Origin of the sequence: Siphonobacter aquaeclarae, assembly GCF_900103285.1 — a bacterium.
Taxonomy (GTDB): Bacteria; Bacteroidota; Bacteroidia; order Cytophagales; family Spirosomataceae; genus Siphonobacter; species Siphonobacter aquaeclarae.
Genome location: NZ_FNGS01000002.1, coordinates 110,635 through 125,853 on the forward strand (window position 1 = coordinate 110,635; position 15,219 = coordinate 125,853).

Genomic DNA, 15,219 nt, shown 5'->3' on the forward strand with positions numbered 1-15,219 from the left:
GCAGCAATTTATACCGATCGGTACATTCTTACAATACTTCGCCTCTTTTTTCCGGAGAAGCAGCTGATACTTTGTTCTTTTCCAGCCAGTTAAGAATATAGTCCGCATCTTCTTTCCAGGTAGGCTGGCCCAGTACATAGTGGTTGCGTCCCGGAAATTCTTTATAGTCTGTCACTGATCCAGGTGTGCGGTATTTCTTAAAATTGGTGTAGTTGAGTGATGCCGGCAGGATATTGTCTTCACTACCGGACGTAATCAGCAGCGGCACGTGCGGGCGGGTAAAGTCCACGCGACCAATACGTGTCAGCGCCTGACGGGATGCGCGGCGTGATTCGGGAATGACATATTTTTCGTACGACGACCGTTGCTCTTCTTCGCTCATTCCATTCGTAAAGGCGTACTTCCATTCGTCGAGCGTCATCAGAAAGGATTCGTTCACCGAAGAAAAGAATCCGAGCGGTCGCCAGGTAGCTTTGTAAAACGACCATTTAAACGTCAGTACCCCTTGCGGAGGCGCCGGGTGGATGGCGACACCGGCGACGGCGATGTCCCGTTGCAACAACAACTGTACCATCAGCCCGCCGAGAGAGTGACCGACCAGAATCGGTTTTTCAGGAAGCTGACGAATAAAATCGGTGTAATAATCCAGTACCTCATCCAGCCCGACCGACGCGATACCGGCATGCGGCTGCTGACTTCTCAGTACGGCTGGGTCTCCGTCTTTGTGAGGCCAGGCCGGCGCGTAGACGGTATACCCGCGGGATTCAAAGTAGGTTTGCCATTCGGCCCAACTGATGTGGCTGACAAAGGCGCCGGTAACAAAAACGACAGTCCTGGAAGAGGTGTTTTGCGCTTTCATGATCGTGATAGAAAAAAGGTGAAACCGTTGATTTGATGATCCAAAGGTGGCCGATGGATCCGGGAAGAAATTTCACCTGGGTTAAATAGTGAAACGACTGTGTTTCAGCGCGATCAAAAAAATATCTCTTCCTCACCCGTATTCTTTTTCTTCCGGAAACGGATGAAAAAGGCGCCAGGCAAACGACCTGTTGAAAATGCCGTATTCCCGGCTTTCCAACAGGTCGCGATTTTTAGCTATTTTGTTGGGAATCTCCCGCATAACCATGTCTGCACACGCCCGGCTCCGCGAACGCCTGATTACCTATGCCCAGCTTTCCGAAGAAGATATCCGGCTCGGAGAAGAATACTGGCACTACAAGACCATTTCCCGGAATGAATTTTTCAACTTCCGAAATTCCGTTTGCCGGCACGTTGGCCTGATTCTGACGGGTATTTTCCGGGTGTATTACGTCGATCTGAAGACGGAAATCGAACACAACCTCATTTTCATTCCGGAAGAGCAGTTCCTCGTTTCACTCAAAAGTTTCCTCACGCAAACGGCCTGCCCCTACTACATCGAAGCGCTGGAAGATTCAGAGCTGATGCTGATCCAGAAAGACCACCTCGACGAGCTCTACACCCGCTCGCACGGCTGGGAACGGTTTGGCCGGAAACTGGCTGAACAATACCTTATTTTCAACCAGAGCCGCGCTGAAAGTCTCATGACGCAATCGGCTGAAGAGCGCTACATCGACCTCCTCACCCTCATGCCTGACATCGCCAACCGGGTGTCGCTCGGCCATATTTCCTCGTACCTTGGCATCAAGGGGCCGTCGCTCAGCCGCATCCGCGCCCAAATTGCCGGGCGCAGGTAGTCAGGGTTGCTCCTTGCGGCCGCTTTCCCAGGCAGCCCGGGCGTTTTTGTTCTCCGGATCGGCCTCTGCCGCCTTTTGAAAGTACAGGAGCGCCAACGGCAGATTACCCTTTTTCCGGTAGCACTGCCCGATGAATTCATAGGGGTTGGTGACTTCCCGCGAGGCGCCAAACAGCATCGCACTCAACTGAAACAAGGCAATGGCATCCTCAAGGCGGTCGCGCCGCATGAGGTACTTGCCTGTCGTGAAGAGTTCGTATTTCTCCGCATTGAAGTCATAGGTATCCTGCTGCGTTTCGCGAAGGGCATTCAGCACGGCGATGCCCGCGGGGAAATCCGCCAGCATTTTCTCCCGGATATCGAGGTACAGGGATTTTTTCGGAACGATATACGGCTTGCGCAACAGTACCGATTCGATAACGTCCCGCAGCGCGCCTACCCGCATGTTCTGGTTGTTGGTCAGGAGGATAATGACGATATCTTCCCGGGCATTCCGGTAAATCATCCCTTCAAATCCGTGGTTCGAACCCTGGTGATAATGCGAGACGAACGCACCGTTTTCGAACCGGACGGTTCCAAGGCTGCTTTCGCCAAACCCGTAGGCCTCAGCCAGTTGCTGCGTTGATTCGGTCGAAATCAATCGGTTCCGGTAAATCGCCTCCATCCATTTCAGCAGGTCTGCCGTTGTGGGGCGTACCCAGCCGGTTGACCGGGTTTCATACCGCAGCGGCTCGAAGCCATTGGAAAAACCTTCGGCGACAAGCGAGTCGCCAATGGGCAGGTCCACGCCGGTATGGGTCATTCCCATGGGCTTCAGAAAATATGTTTCGACGAAGCGGGCATAGCTCATCCCGCTGGCCTTTTCAATGATTTTCTGTTGGAGAAAGACATTCGGATGGCTATAGAGGTACCCTTCCCCCGGCGAAAAAGCGAGGGTTTTCAGGTTACGCAGCCAGGTCAGGTCGGCTGCTTCGTCCGGGTAATCAGGCGATTCGGGAATACCGCTGGTATACTGAATCAGGTGCCTGATTTTCACACGATTACCCCATTCCGGCAGTACCAGGTAGCGGGAGATCGGGTCGTCGAGCGACAGTTTCCCTTTTTCTTTCAGCCAGAGAATACCCACTCCGTTGAATTCTTTGGTAATGGAGCCGATGTCAAACCGGTAGTCGGGCGTCAGCAGCCGGGACTTATCGGCGCGGGCATACCCGTACGACCGGTTCAGGACGGTTTGCCCGCGGTGTACGACCAGCGCATTGCCGTTGAAGATACCCCGCCGCAGCGCGATTTGCAGGACGGAATCGATCTCGCGGGAAGGCTGCCCCGCGCAAAGGAAAGCCGCCAGGCAGAGTGCGACGGCCAGATAGGTTGTTTTCATGGAGGAAAAAAAGTCTGGTCCGAAACTACGCCGGCGACAGGTAAGCGATTGCCTGTTTCCGGTGAACGGCTCCATAATCCGCTGAACCGCTCTGCCCGGGGAGAAATTTGTCCCTACCTTCGTCCGGAGCCTCCGATGCCGATGCGGACAGTACTGCTTCTCCTGTTTCTCTGGTTGCCGACAGCCGTTTCCGCGCAGGAATCGGTCGGGATGTGGTATGTACAGCCGGGTGGCGAGGCCATTGCTTCCGGGATCTCGTCCGGCCCCGTTCCGAACCTCCCCGGCCGGGGTTATTTCCATCTGACCAATACGCTGACGCTGAGCAGAAAAGTACCGCAGCCCGGCGTCCGGGTCACCGCCCTCGGCGCTTACGAGTTGTATTGGGACGGCGTACGAATAGGCAGCAGCGGTCAGGTCGGACGCTCGGCGGAAGAAGAAGTACCCGGCCCGATGACCGCCTGTTTTCCCCTCCCCGATTCCCTTGCTCAGCCGGGTACCCATGCGCTGGCGTTGCGGATTTCCAACTATCTCCTGCCGAAAGGCGCATCGTGGTTTGTCGTCAGCGAAGGAACCTATACCGACCTGATTACCAAACCTTTCCTTCCAGCCCTGGCCATGCATACGCTGGCCGGTTTGTTTCTCGCGGCAGCATTGTACTTCTTGTTTGTCGCAAACCGAAGCGACCGCTCCTATGCCCTGTTCAGCGGTATTTGCGGGCTGTTTTTTGCGTTGATCGTGCTCGAATACCTCCGGGCTTATTACTTCTACCCGTATACGTTTCAATACCTGCGGCTCGACCTCATCCAGTGGCTCACGCTGGCACTATGCGTCCTGATTCCGGTGTTTTTTGCCGTGACATTGTTACCGGAGAAAGGCAGGTATATCCTCATTGGTCAACTCGCCCTGCTTGCCCTGCTCGTCTATCGGTTTTACGGCCAGTACGACCGGCTGGCAATAGCCGGCGCAACGACAATGCTCCTTACCAGTACGGGGATCGCCGCCATCGCAGCGGTTCGGTCCGGACCTGCCAGGTGGGTACTCGGCAGCCTGGTACTGGCGGGCATTTCGGCGGTTCTGTTTCCGTTCGACTACAGTCTTTTCCTCGGTTTCGGACTCGTGATACTCGTGCAGTTTTTCCTCCTGAGCCGGCGCATGAAAGACCAGCGCCGGGCTGTTGAAGAAGCCCGGCTGCTTTCCGCCCGGCTGCAAACCGAGTTACTGAAGAAACAGATACAGCCTCATTACCTGCTGAATACCCTGACCTGTCTGGCGGAATTTGTCGAAGAATCGCCTGAAAAAGGCGTTGCTCTCATTTTTGCGCTCAGCCGGGAGTTCAGCCTGTTTTTCCGCTTTGTTCAGGAAAAACAGGTACCCATTCGGGAAGAAATTGAGCTATGCCGCCGCCATCTGGAAGTCATGCAGCTTCGTCTGGAGGCCACCTATTCCTGGTCGGAAGAAGGTATTCTTCCCGCGGAGACCATTCCTCCTGCCGTGCTGCATACCCTCGTCGAAAACGGCCTGACGCACTGCCGGCCCGTCTACGGTTTTCACTTGTCTTTCCGAAAGGAAAACGGCATTCGCGAATATGTCCTGATCACACGGGGCCGTCCTGCCCATGCTTTCGAAAAGGAAGGAACCGGTACCCGCTACCTCAAAGCCCGCCTCACCGAAAGCTATGGGGAGCGCTGGTCTTTCCATTCCGGTCCTTCGCCCGAAGGCTGGGAAAACCATATCCAATTATATGAGAATACTGATCGTAGAAGATGAACCGCTGATCGCGAGGCGATTGCAGCGAATGCTTCAGGACTTGCTTCCGGAAGCCGATATCACGGGCGTAGCCTCGCTCTCCGCCGGTCTGGAATTTCTTGACCGGCATCCCATCGACCTCCTGTTTCTGGATCTCAACCTGGGCGGGGAAGATGGTCTCCAGCTGCTCCAGACCCTGACGGCGGGAGCGTTTCAGACCGTCATCGTCTCTGCGCATACCGAACGTGCGATCGACGCCTTTGCCTATGGCGTACTGGATTTCGTCCCGAAACCGTTTGACCGTGAACGGCTCGAAAAAGCCCTACGCCGGTATACCACTGCGCCGGTGGAAACTTCGGCCCGGTACCTGACCGTCCGCCGCCGGGCGGGGTTGTTTCTGGTACCTGTCGACGACATCCGTTTCATCAAAGGCGCCGGTAGCTATTCGGAAATACACCACCAGGCGGTCGACCTGCACGACAAAAACCTCGACGCCCTGTCCCGCATCCTGCCTCCGCGTTTCGAGCGCGTGCACAAGTCGTACCTCGTCAACATGGACGAGGTCAAACAACTCCTTGTGCAGAGCGGCAGCCAATACGACCTCCTGCTGAAAGACGGGACACGCATACCCGTGGGCCGTACCCGCTACAAAGACCTTCGCGAAAAATGGGGCTGAAAACGCGCGAGGCCGCCCGGATCGGGGCGGCCTCGCGCGGTGCTCGTTGCAGCATTAGTTGACAGATACAATCCGGGCCGGCGCTTCGCGGTGGATTTCAACGGCTTTTTTCACCATCGTTTCTCCATCTGTTACTTCCAGCGTGTAGGTTCCTTCTTCCAGGCTGTTGACATCGAAACGGCGGGCGTAGCCTGCGGCATTTTTCGCGATGTCTTCCGTAAACAGGGCCTGGCCTTTGGCGTCGCGGAGGCGTACTGTCAGCTTCTTTCCTTTTATCTTTTCTACCAGGAAGTTGATTTTACCTTCTTTGCCGTTGAAGGCATTGACGGCGTAGGTACTTCCGGCAGCGCGGCTCGGATCTTCAGGAACGGCTGCATAAGAAGAAGCAACGGAAAGAGCAATCAGGGCGGAAGCGATCAGGGTTTTCATGGCTATGTGTTATTTTTTCAGGTTCGACAGATATTGGTTCATGGCTTGTCTCAAGGTCTTTTTCCCCTTGAGGAACGATTCAAAGTTGGCCTCTTTTTTACTACTGTGCAATACATAGTAGTATGTATGGCTATTCATTGGGATGAATGGCATCAGGACGTGACGGCGGTGTTTTCCCGAAAAAAAAACGGAGATACCGGCGAGCCGATACCTCCGTTTTCATATGCAAAACACCTGCTTACTGCGGCAACTTATCTGCGTTTTGTTTGGTGACGAGCTGGAACGGAATCAGGGTTTGCTTGTCAAACGCCTGCTTCTTAATCGCCTTGATGGCTGTTTCAACGGCTTTGGCGCCCTGCTCCGATGCATTCTGAAAAACCGTAGCGTCGAGCGTACCGTTTTTTACCGCCTGAATCGCGTCGGGGATCGCGTCGATGCTCACCACGATTACCTTGTTCTTCAGCCCGGCGTCAGTCAGCGCCTTCACAGCCCCCATGCCCATTTCATCATTCTGACAGAATACCGCCTGAATTTTGGAGCCGTACGACTGAATCCAGTTTTCCATGAGCGACAGCGCCTTGGCCCGGTCCCACTCGCCTGTCTGGCTGGCGAGTAACGTCAGGCCGGGATATTGTTTCAGGATTTCCTTCGCGCCCTGCTCCCGCTTCAGTTGTGCGGCCTGGCCCATGTACCCTTGCATCATCAGGATATTGCCTTTGCCGCCCAGCTTGTCGGCGATGAATTTCATTGCAATCCGGGCAGATTCGGCGTCGTCGGAGCCAACAAAAGCCGTCGGCTGCGTACTCGTTTCCGAATTCACATTGATAATCGGAATATGGGCGGCGAGGGCTTTGGCGACAGCCGGCGAGCTGGCTTCCACTTCGCAGGGGTTCAGCAAAATAGCGTCGACGTGTTGCGCGATGAAGCTTTCGACCTGCTCCACCTGTTTGAGGGCGGAGCGCTCGGCGTCGACCGTGATCAGCTCTACCCCTTCGGCTTCGGCCTTTTTGGCCATCGCATCGTTGACGTTGACGATAAACTCGTTTTGCATGCTGAGCATCGTCGCGCCGATCACCAGTTTTTGGGCTCCGCCTTTTTCGGACGACTGGCAACCAGCGAGGCAGAATGCCGCAAAAGCGGCCAGTAATACGTGTTTCTTCATGCTTTTTTCGTTTGATTGAGGCTGTCGAGTACGACCGCGCCGATGATGATGACGCCCATGACGACCTGCTGGTAATAAGAAGATACATTGAGAAGATCCAGGCCGTTGCTGATGACCCCGATGAGCAGTGCGCCGAGCAGCGTTCCGGTCATGGTACCCGTTCCGCCCGAGGTACTCGTTCCGCCGATAATCGCCGCTGTAATCGCATCGAGCTCGAAACTGAGCCCGGCGTTGGGCTGACCGGTGGTAATGCGGGAAGTCAGCAGGATACCCGACAGAGCGGCGAGACCTCCGCAGAGTGTATATACCGCCATTTTAACGGTCCGGAGCGGGACGCCGGACGCCCTTGACGCCTGCTCATTCCCACCCACGGCATACATATACCGGCCGAGGACCGTCTTCCGTAAGATCACCGCGCAAAGGGCAAAAACGGCAATGAGTATCCAAATGAGCATGGGGACGCCGAGTACTTTCCCCCCACCCAGAAAATTAAACGCATCAGACAGATTCGAGACCGGACGGCCTTTGCTCAGGATCAGGGCGAGGCCGCGCCCGATGGTCATCGTTCCCAGCGTCACAATAAAAGGCGGTACTTTGCTACTGGTGACAACAAAACCGTTAAACGCCCCGAACGCCAGTCCCGTCAGCAGCCCCACTACCACCGGTACAATCACCGGATAGGTATCCGGATGCGCGAACGACGCTGCTACGACGCCGGAGACGGCCACTACCGATCCCACAGACAGGTCGATGCCACCGGTGATAATGACGAATGTAACGCCAAAGGCCAGCAGCGCATTGATCGACACCTGCGTCAGAATAATGGTCGCGTTTTGCCAGGTCAGAAAGCGGGGCGTCGTCAGCGATAAACCAATACAAACCGCCAGAAAAGCCAGTAGCAGGCCATACCGGCGGAGGGACAAAAGCGGGCCCGCAGCCCGGTAAGTAAGTACGTTGTTCTCCATAAGATAGTAGTCAGGCCGGCATGGCGTAGTGTAACAATCGTTCCTGAGAGGCTTCAGAGGCGGGTAACAGCGCCTTTTGCTTTCCCTGAGCGAGGATCAGTATCCGGTCGCTCAAACCGATCAGCTCCGGTAGTTCGGAGGAAATCAGGAGTATGGCGCAGCCCTCTGCCTTCAGGCGGGCGATGAGCCGGTATATCTCTGCTTTCGCGCCGATATCGATCCCGCGGGTTGGTTCGTCGAGGATAATCAGGCGTGGCAAAGCGAGCAGTACTTTTCCGATGACTACTTTCTGCTGATTTCCGCCGCTGAGCTGGACGACCTCCTGCTCCGGCCCGGATGCCTTGATTTTCAGGCTTTCGATCATGCGGGTAACGGCCTCTCCTTCCGAAGAAGCTGAAACCAGGCCTTTTCGCACGTGCGTCGTCAGACTTCCGAGTGTCAGATTTTCTCTTACTGACATTTTGGGAATAAAACCGGAAGCTTTCCGGTCTTCCCCCACATACCCGATACCCAGGCGAATCGCCTCCCGCGGCGTCCGGATGCGGACGGCCTGCCCGTCGAACCGGATCCCGCCCGAATCCGGCTGGTCCAGGCCATAGAGTACCCGGGCAATTTCCGTGCGCCCCGCCCCCATCAGCCCGCCCATACCCAGCACTTCTCCGGCATGAATGGCGAAGGAGATATCCGAGAAAGCGCCGGCGCGGGTCAGACCGGAAACGGAAAGCACTTCCGCTCCGGCGGCGGAAACCGTTTCCGGAAACAGGGTGCCTAATTCCCGCCCGACCATCAGCGCAATCAGCTTCGACTCGCTCAGTTCCGCCGCCGGATGCGTCGCGATGTAGCGGCCGTCGCGGAGTACCGTGACGGTATCGGCAATGGCACTGATTTCCTCCATTTTGTGGGAAATATAGATCACCGCTACTCCCCTGGCTTTCAGGCCTTTGATAAGACCGAAGAGTACGGCAACTTCCCGGTCCGACAGGGCGGAAGTAGGTTCATCCATGATGATGACACGGGCATCCGTCGAAATCGCCCGGGCGATTTCCACCAGCTGCATTTCAGCGATGCTCAGGTCCCGCGCCTTGCGGGCCGGATCGAGATTGAGGCCCATGCGGGAGAGTACTTCGGCTGCCCGTGCGTTCAGTTTGCGGTTGTCGAGCCAGCCGAGCAGGCGGCTTTCCCGTCCGAGAAAGAGGTTCTGGGCGACGGTCAGCTCCGGCACGAGGAGCATTTCCTGGTGAATCATCGATAATCCCCGGTCGCGGATTTCGCGGAGGGACAACCCGGCGAGGGACTGGTTTTCGAGCCATACTTCACCGGTGTCGGGCGTAACAAGCCCGACGAGAATCTTCATCAGCGTCGATTTGCCAGCGCCGTTTTCCCCCATGAGGGCGTGTACTTCGCCGCGGCGGACGTCGAGCTGTACGTCATCCAGCGCCCGGATTCCCGCAAAGGATTTGCTCAGTTCCCGAACGCGGAGGACCACCTCCTGTGATGCTTCCATACCTGTTTGCCTCAAATTCCGAAAGGATGCCTGCCCCGACACGCGGGCCAAACATCCTTCCGGAATGCGCCAATTAGATGTTAGTTCCCTGTCCGTCAGACAGCAAACGAAGTTACACCGGTGTCTTTCCAGCTTCTGGATGAAGCAGAGTCGAGTACGGCTTCACACACTTTCTGGGTTTCGAGAGCATCCCGGAACGTGGGATGACACGGCCCGCCGGTTTCCAGACTTTGGAGGAAGTCGGCTACCTGGTGGATGAAGCTGTGCTCGTAGCCGATGCCCAGGCCGGGCACCCACCACTTATTCATATAGGGCTGATCGCCATCGGTGACATGGATAGAGCGCCATCCCCGGACGATGCCTTCGTCGGAGTGGTCGAAGTACTCGAGCCGGTTCAGGTCGTGCAGATCCCACCGGATCGAGGCGTTGGCCCCGTTGATTTCAAACGTGTACAACGCTTTGTGGCCACGGGCATAGCGGGTCGATTCAAACAGACCGAGCGAGCCATTGGCAAAATGGCAGTGGAAAATACAGGCATCGTCAATCCCGACGGGCTGTACCTTCCCCGTAACCTGGTGGAGGCGTTCCTTCACAAACGTTTCCGTCACAGCGGATACGTCCGAAATCGCGCCGTTGATCCACATCGCCGTGTCGATACAGTGCGCGAGGAGATCACCGGTAACGCCGGAGCCGGCCGCTTCCGCATCCATGCGCCAGAGCCCGGCGCCGCCCTGAGGCAGGTCGGCGCTGATGGTCCAGTCCTGCAGAAAGTTGGCCCGGTAGTGAAAAATACGTCCCAGCTTGCCGGAATCGACAATCTGCTTGGCCAGGGAAACCGCCGGCAGGCGACGGTAGTTGTACCAGACGGTATTGGCGACGCCGGCTTTTTCGATGGCGTCGACCATTTTTTGTGCCTCGGCGACGGTACGTGCGAGGGGTTTCTCGCACAGGACCATCTTACCGGCTTCGGCAGCCGCGATGGCGATTTCGGCGTGGGCGTCGTTCGGGGTACAGATGTCGACGGCATCGATATCGTCCCGGGCGATCAGCGCCCGCCAGTCAGTCTCAATGGATTTATATCCCCACTGATCGGCAAAAGCCTGTACTTTTTCCGCATTGCGGGAGCACACGGCCTGCATCACCGGAGTATAGGCCAGTTCGGGAAAGAAATGGCTCACCTGGCTGTAGCCGTTGGAGTGGGTACGTCCCATGAATCCCGTACCGACGAGTCCGACGCGGAGAGGTTTTTTGGATGACATAGGTGTAAATCAGAGGTTTAGCGTATCGAGGTCGGGTGTTTAGTGTCGTTGGGTGAAGAAAGGAGGAATACCTTCTTTCTTCTATTCGTACCAGCCGTGCCGCTCACGGACAGCGATCATGGTTTCGAGGATGTCGTTCCAGGTCTGCGGATTGGTCATAACCGCATTCGGGAACATACAGCCATCCCAGCAGATATGCCGGAATTTTTTGGTGAGCTGTCCGCTTTCGTCGCGCAGCCAGAAGCCGGCATCGTTCGGCACGTCCAGCTTGCCGTTGGGATCTTTCGCCTGGCAGTGGCGGCCGGTTTTATCGTGCGAGCCGGAGCCGAAGACGGTACCGTCATTTTGTGCAACGTGGAAGTCCAGCGTCCACGGACGAAGCGCTTTCGTCAGGGTTTTCAAGCCTTCGGTGAGCGCGGCGCGGTCGCCCCACTGGAAATCCGCCGGCAGGATGCGGTCTTCTTCCCGGTTATACCCCAGGAGGTACAGGAAGGTATGGGACATATCTGCCTGGAAGCCGATATTGGCGCGGTCCACCGCTTCAAGGGTATCGAGCATGGTTCGCCACGACTGCATACCGCCCCAGCAGATTTCTCCTTCGGCAGCGAGACTTTCACCGAAATCAGCAGCCACGTCGCAGGCTTCACGGAACGTCTGGGCAATCAGCCGGGTATTGCCGGCGGGGTCTTTTTCCCAGTCGTGCGGGGAAGCCGACGAGTCAATCCGGACGATACCGCTCGGGCGGATACCCAGGTCGCGGAGTACCTTACCGATATGGCAGGACTTCCGGACCATGTCCACGAATACCTTCCGCTGCTCGGCGGTACCCATCGCCGAACCGGCCCAGATCGGCGCGACCAGCGAGCCGATTTCGAGGTTATAGCCTGCCACCTTGTCGGCGAGGCGCTTGATGTCGTCGTCCGACATCTCAATATTAATATGCGGATCGAGCAGACCGAGGTCTACCCCGTCGAACCGGACGCCGTTGACCTCGGCATTCGCCGTGTATTTCAACAGGTCATCAAACGGAATCACCGGCTCGGAATCCGGCCCCTTGCCGACAATCCCCGGCCAGGTGGCGTTGTGAAGTTTGGGAAAGTTGTTCATTGGGAGAGATTAGAGGTGGTGTTAGAGCTATAAGCTGTAAGCTATAGGCTATAGGCGCAGCGTCCGATAGCCGGGCTTAAAGCCTATAGCTTATTGCTTAATGCCTACTGCTACAAAACCAGATCCGGATTCGCCGGCCCAAAGTGCTTCAGCATCACGAGCGGATCGGTGGTTGAGTAGTTGGTGATGGTGACGCCTTGCCGGGCGGCTGCTTCGCTGACGAAGAACTCGTCGTTCGTGAGCTGGCCATACCGGATCAGGGCGGGTGTTTCGACGTTCCAGTTACCCATTTTACCGTGTCCCTGCATGATGATGAGGCCATAGGCGGCGGCATCGGTGATGGTCACCGTCTGGCCGGGGAATACCGTCAGTTCCTTCGCGCTGAAGGCGTCGGATTTATAGCAGACCCATACCTCGCGGTACCCGTTCATTTCCGCCTCCGGGCGTACCGGAACCGGCGGCATGAAGCGGTTTTTCATCAGTTCCGGGTCGACGTTGAGGTCCCAGTCAATGGCTTCCATCAATTGGTCGTAATCGCCGATGCGGTCCTGCGGCGTACCGTTCCAGAGGAGTTCTTCCGGAATAATCGCCTCGTTGACAAGGGATTGATACATCGCGAAGACGTCCGATGCTTTCTGCGGCTCGTAGGTACAAAGACTACCCGGCGCGTGCAGCAGTCCCGGAGGAACATCCCAGCCCGTACCCGGCTCCAGGCGGTAAGCTGAAGAGTAGTTGGTAATCTTGTTATCGCCTTTGGTGAAGTTCTTCAGGCATTCCTTAATCGTTTCCTTCGACGTCCCCGGTGCGATACCGAAGAAGGTATACGGATAGTCGCCGCCGTGGTTATTGAGCTGGGGCGGGAAGTAGTAGGCTTCCGGCTTGCCAAGCTGGCCGATAAGGGCCGCCTGCTCGTCGTTGTGGTGGAGGTGGTGCGGCAACGGGCCCATGTTATCGAAAAACTTCGAATACATCGGCCAGCTGCGGTATTCGTTCCAGAGACGGTCGCCGATGAGCTCGGCGCCGAGTTCCTCGACCGCATCTTTCAGCAGAAACTGTACTTCCTGTCCTTCGTCCTCAAAAACGACATGGCTGAGCCCCTCGTTTTCACCCGTCAGCGGGCCGTTTTTGGCGGGGGTAGTCGACGACAGCCAGCGCTCGTCAATACCGCCGCGCACGCCGCCAAGGACATAGTAATCATCCGGGTGAAGTTTGATCCGCCGCCCGGGCACGCAAAACGATCTCGGCACCCAGGTAGGGGTAAGCCGGAGAATGCCCAGGCCCTTTTCGAGCGCCTTTTTTGCTACACTTACTGCTGAGATGGTTTCCATAGGTTACTGATCGTCAGCCATTCAGGCCGACGGGTTTAGAAATTGGTGAATGCTTTCGGAATCCGTCAGTACTTCGATTTCGAGGTCGTACTCACGGGTTTCGCAGGGCTCGAGGAAAATCAGCGTTCCCTCGCGCCGCGCCGCGGCCTGCCCGATGGGGCCATGCGTGCCGGGTTCAAGGCCGGTAACGTACTCTCCCCTGCCCCAGTGCTGCCAGTTGGTCAGCCAGGGCAGTTGTTCTTTCCGGAAACGGACAATCGCCGCCATGCCGAGTCGCTGGTTGTACAAGCCGGTTTCCGACCATCCGGCCGCATTCTTTTCCGGCCGGATAAAGGCGGCGGCTTCGCCGGGCCCGCTGTGCTCGTCGAGCGGCGCCGGGCAGGTCCGGAAATCAACGCCCTCGCGGAAGTACCGATGGCTGAAGCCGTCTTCCCGCGGGGCCCATTCGCCGTGCCAGACGATCTGCGTGTCCTTGTCAGCCAGGGGCCAGCCGAAGTTGACGTGATACAGCAGCATGTGCGGCGCAGGTGCGTTCCCCCGGTTCGTAACTTCGTCCCGGATGCGGATCACGGCTTCGCCGAGGGTGCCGGAAATCGTGCGCTTCAGCTCCAGGCTCGGCCCGAAGACCGTCGTCTCCCGGATTCGTCCGGTAAGGCTCATCGTGAGCTGCCCCTTCGCGAGATCCGGCTGGATAATCGATTCGATCTCGGCCGGCAGGTTGCTGATGCTTCCATGTAGACCGCGTGCGCCGAACTCGTCTTTTTCCGGTCCGCCGACATGCGTCAGCCCGCAGGTAGTAATCAATCCGCCGTTGAAGGTCCGCAGCCAGTTCAGCCGCTCTTCCGTAAACGGTTCCGGAGGTGTTACTCCGGAATGGCTGAGCCAGGCGAGGCTGTGCTGGTTGTAAAAGGCGTCGGCGACGTCCATAGCCCGGTCAAGCACCACTTTGTAGCGCAGACCGGTACCGGTGTTGACCCAGGCGATACGAACACCTCTGCCGGGACCATTGTCCAGAACCGATGTTTCAATACCGCCCACCTGGGCCGGGTTGGATACGTAAGATTGCCAGGAATGTGTTGCCAAAACGAGCGTCGTTGCAGGGTTACTTTTGCTTGATAAAGAGGTTGCGGTACTGCACTTTCATCGGCGGGCCGACGTGCACCTGCACCCCGAGGTAGCCTTTCTTCGCTCCGTTGACGGTATCTTCATCGGTTACATCGCTCATCAGCACGTCGTTGATGTAGTGCTGCAGGCGGTTTCCCCTGATTACGAGGTGGAAGGTATTCCAGTCCTCGCTTTTGATCAGGGTTTTGAGGGAATCAGAGCTACCAAGCGAACCCACAACCGTCAGACCGTCCCAGGCATTACGCTTCACGTGGGAGCGGACGTTTTCAGGCGTATCCGTGTATTGCGGAATTTTCGTGATCTGCCCCCGGTACGCCAGCGTGGTACGCTTGCGCTCTTCGTAGTTCTGGCCGGTGTAGGTATTCTTTCCGTCGATATCCGCCTGATAGCCTTTCAGCGCGAACGGTACGTCGGTCAGGCGCTCGCTCCGGTAGTTGATACCCGAGTTGCCGGTCTGAGCAATTTTGAATTCTCCCTTCAGCTCGAAGTCTGCGGGTTCGCCACCCGTCCAGATCAGGAAGTTATTGGTTTTCAAGAGTGTGGCAGGCGTTATTTCTCCGGTAATGCAGCCGTCTTCCACTTTCCAGTAGGTCGGGTCGCCGTCCCATCCCTTGAGGGTCTTTCCGTCGAAAATCGAAACAAACCCGTCCTTCTTACTTTTTTTGGATTGGGCCTGTGCCGGCGCTACCGCGGCCAGAAGGAGTATTCCCAGCCAGAGTCGTGTGTGCTTACACATATTATTATTTCCTGATTTTACGGGATGATTCCTGTATTCGTTGGCAAGAAAAGGCTTAAAAAAGGTTTCCGCAACCTGTAGAGTCAGGTT

14 protein-coding genes are annotated in these 15,219 nt (G+C 56.7%); 3 read left to right on the forward strand and 11 right to left on the reverse strand.

The genetic code is table 11. The annotated features are described in order from the left end of the window. Positions 1–28: 28 nt before the first annotated feature. Complete coding sequence (locus BLR09_RS03900) at positions 29–859, reverse strand: alpha/beta hydrolase (protein ID WP_093198081.1); 831 nt, start codon at positions 857–859, stop codon at positions 29–31. A 265-nt stretch (positions 860–1,124) separates the two neighbouring features. Here BLR09_RS03900 and BLR09_RS03905 point away from each other — a divergent pair, with 265 nt between their 5' ends. Continuing rightward, the gene (locus BLR09_RS03905) at positions 1,125–1,715 is read left to right on the forward strand and encodes a Crp/Fnr family transcriptional regulator (protein WP_093198084.1); all 591 of its coding nucleotides are present in this window, start codon (positions 1,125–1,127) and stop codon (positions 1,713–1,715) included. Here BLR09_RS03905 and BLR09_RS03910 read toward each other — a convergent pair whose 3' ends face one another. Beyond that, positions 1,716–3,092 carry a serine hydrolase gene (locus BLR09_RS03910; protein ID WP_176785443.1) on the reverse strand — a complete coding sequence of 459 codons (1,377 nt, stop codon included), beginning with the start codon at positions 3,090–3,092 and terminating at the stop codon, positions 1,716–1,718. A gap of 141 nt (positions 3,093–3,233) precedes the next feature. Here BLR09_RS03910 and BLR09_RS03915 point away from each other — a divergent pair, with 141 nt between their 5' ends. Next, on the forward strand, positions 3,234–4,859 hold the full coding sequence (locus BLR09_RS03915; RefSeq protein ID WP_176785444.1) for a sensor histidine kinase: 1,626 nt from the start codon (positions 3,234–3,236) through the stop codon (positions 4,857–4,859). Continuing rightward, complete coding sequence (locus BLR09_RS03920; RefSeq protein ID WP_176785445.1) at positions 4,834–5,514, forward strand: LytR/AlgR family response regulator transcription factor; 681 nt, start codon at positions 4,834–4,836, stop codon at positions 5,512–5,514. The genes BLR09_RS03915 and BLR09_RS03920 overlap by 26 nt, the downstream gene beginning before the upstream one ends. Before the next feature lie 54 nt (positions 5,515–5,568). Here BLR09_RS03920 and BLR09_RS03925 read toward each other — a convergent pair whose 3' ends face one another. The 9 genes from BLR09_RS03925 to BLR09_RS03965 form a co-directional block, all read right to left on the reverse strand. Next, positions 5,569–5,943, reverse strand: a complete 375-nt coding sequence (locus BLR09_RS03925; protein ID WP_093198091.1) for a hypothetical protein — start codon at positions 5,941–5,943, stop codon at positions 5,569–5,571. Positions 5,944–6,181: 238 nt separating this feature from the next. After that, positions 6,182–7,105 (reverse strand): sugar ABC transporter substrate-binding protein, encoded by a 924-nt coding sequence (locus BLR09_RS03930; RefSeq protein WP_093198094.1) that lies wholly within the window; start codon positions 7,103–7,105, stop codon positions 6,182–6,184. Further along, positions 7,102–8,070, reverse strand: a complete 969-nt coding sequence (locus BLR09_RS03935) for an ABC transporter permease (protein WP_093198098.1) — start codon at positions 8,068–8,070, stop codon at positions 7,102–7,104. The genes BLR09_RS03930 and BLR09_RS03935 overlap by 4 nt, the downstream gene beginning before the upstream one ends. A 10-nt stretch (positions 8,071–8,080) precedes the next feature. Beyond that, a complete protein-coding gene (locus BLR09_RS03940; protein ID WP_093198100.1) occupies positions 8,081–9,574 on the reverse strand; it encodes a sugar ABC transporter ATP-binding protein in 1,494 nt (497 codons plus the stop codon). Between the two features lie 95 nt (positions 9,575–9,669). Next, positions 9,670–10,833 carry a Gfo/Idh/MocA family protein gene (locus tag BLR09_RS03945; RefSeq protein WP_093198103.1) on the reverse strand — a complete coding sequence of 388 codons (1,164 nt, stop codon included), beginning with the start codon at positions 10,831–10,833 and terminating at the stop codon, positions 9,670–9,672. An 81-nt stretch (positions 10,834–10,914) separates the two neighbouring features. After that, complete coding sequence (locus BLR09_RS03950; protein WP_093198106.1) at positions 10,915–11,940, reverse strand: sugar phosphate isomerase/epimerase family protein; 1,026 nt, start codon at positions 11,938–11,940, stop codon at positions 10,915–10,917. 110 nt (positions 11,941–12,050) lie between these two features. Then, complete coding sequence (locus BLR09_RS03955) at positions 12,051–13,268, reverse strand: class I mannose-6-phosphate isomerase (RefSeq protein WP_093198109.1); 1,218 nt, start codon at positions 13,266–13,268, stop codon at positions 12,051–12,053. Positions 13,269–13,289: 21 nt separating this feature from the next. Further along, entirely contained in the window at positions 13,290–14,351 is a 1,062-nt protein-coding gene (locus BLR09_RS03960) for an aldose 1-epimerase family protein (protein WP_093198112.1), read from the reverse strand. A 19-nt stretch (positions 14,352–14,370) separates the two neighbouring features. Further along, entirely contained in the window at positions 14,371–15,129 is a 759-nt protein-coding gene (locus tag BLR09_RS03965; RefSeq protein WP_093198115.1) for a 3-keto-disaccharide hydrolase, read from the reverse strand. Positions 15,130–15,219 lie beyond the last annotated feature (90 nt).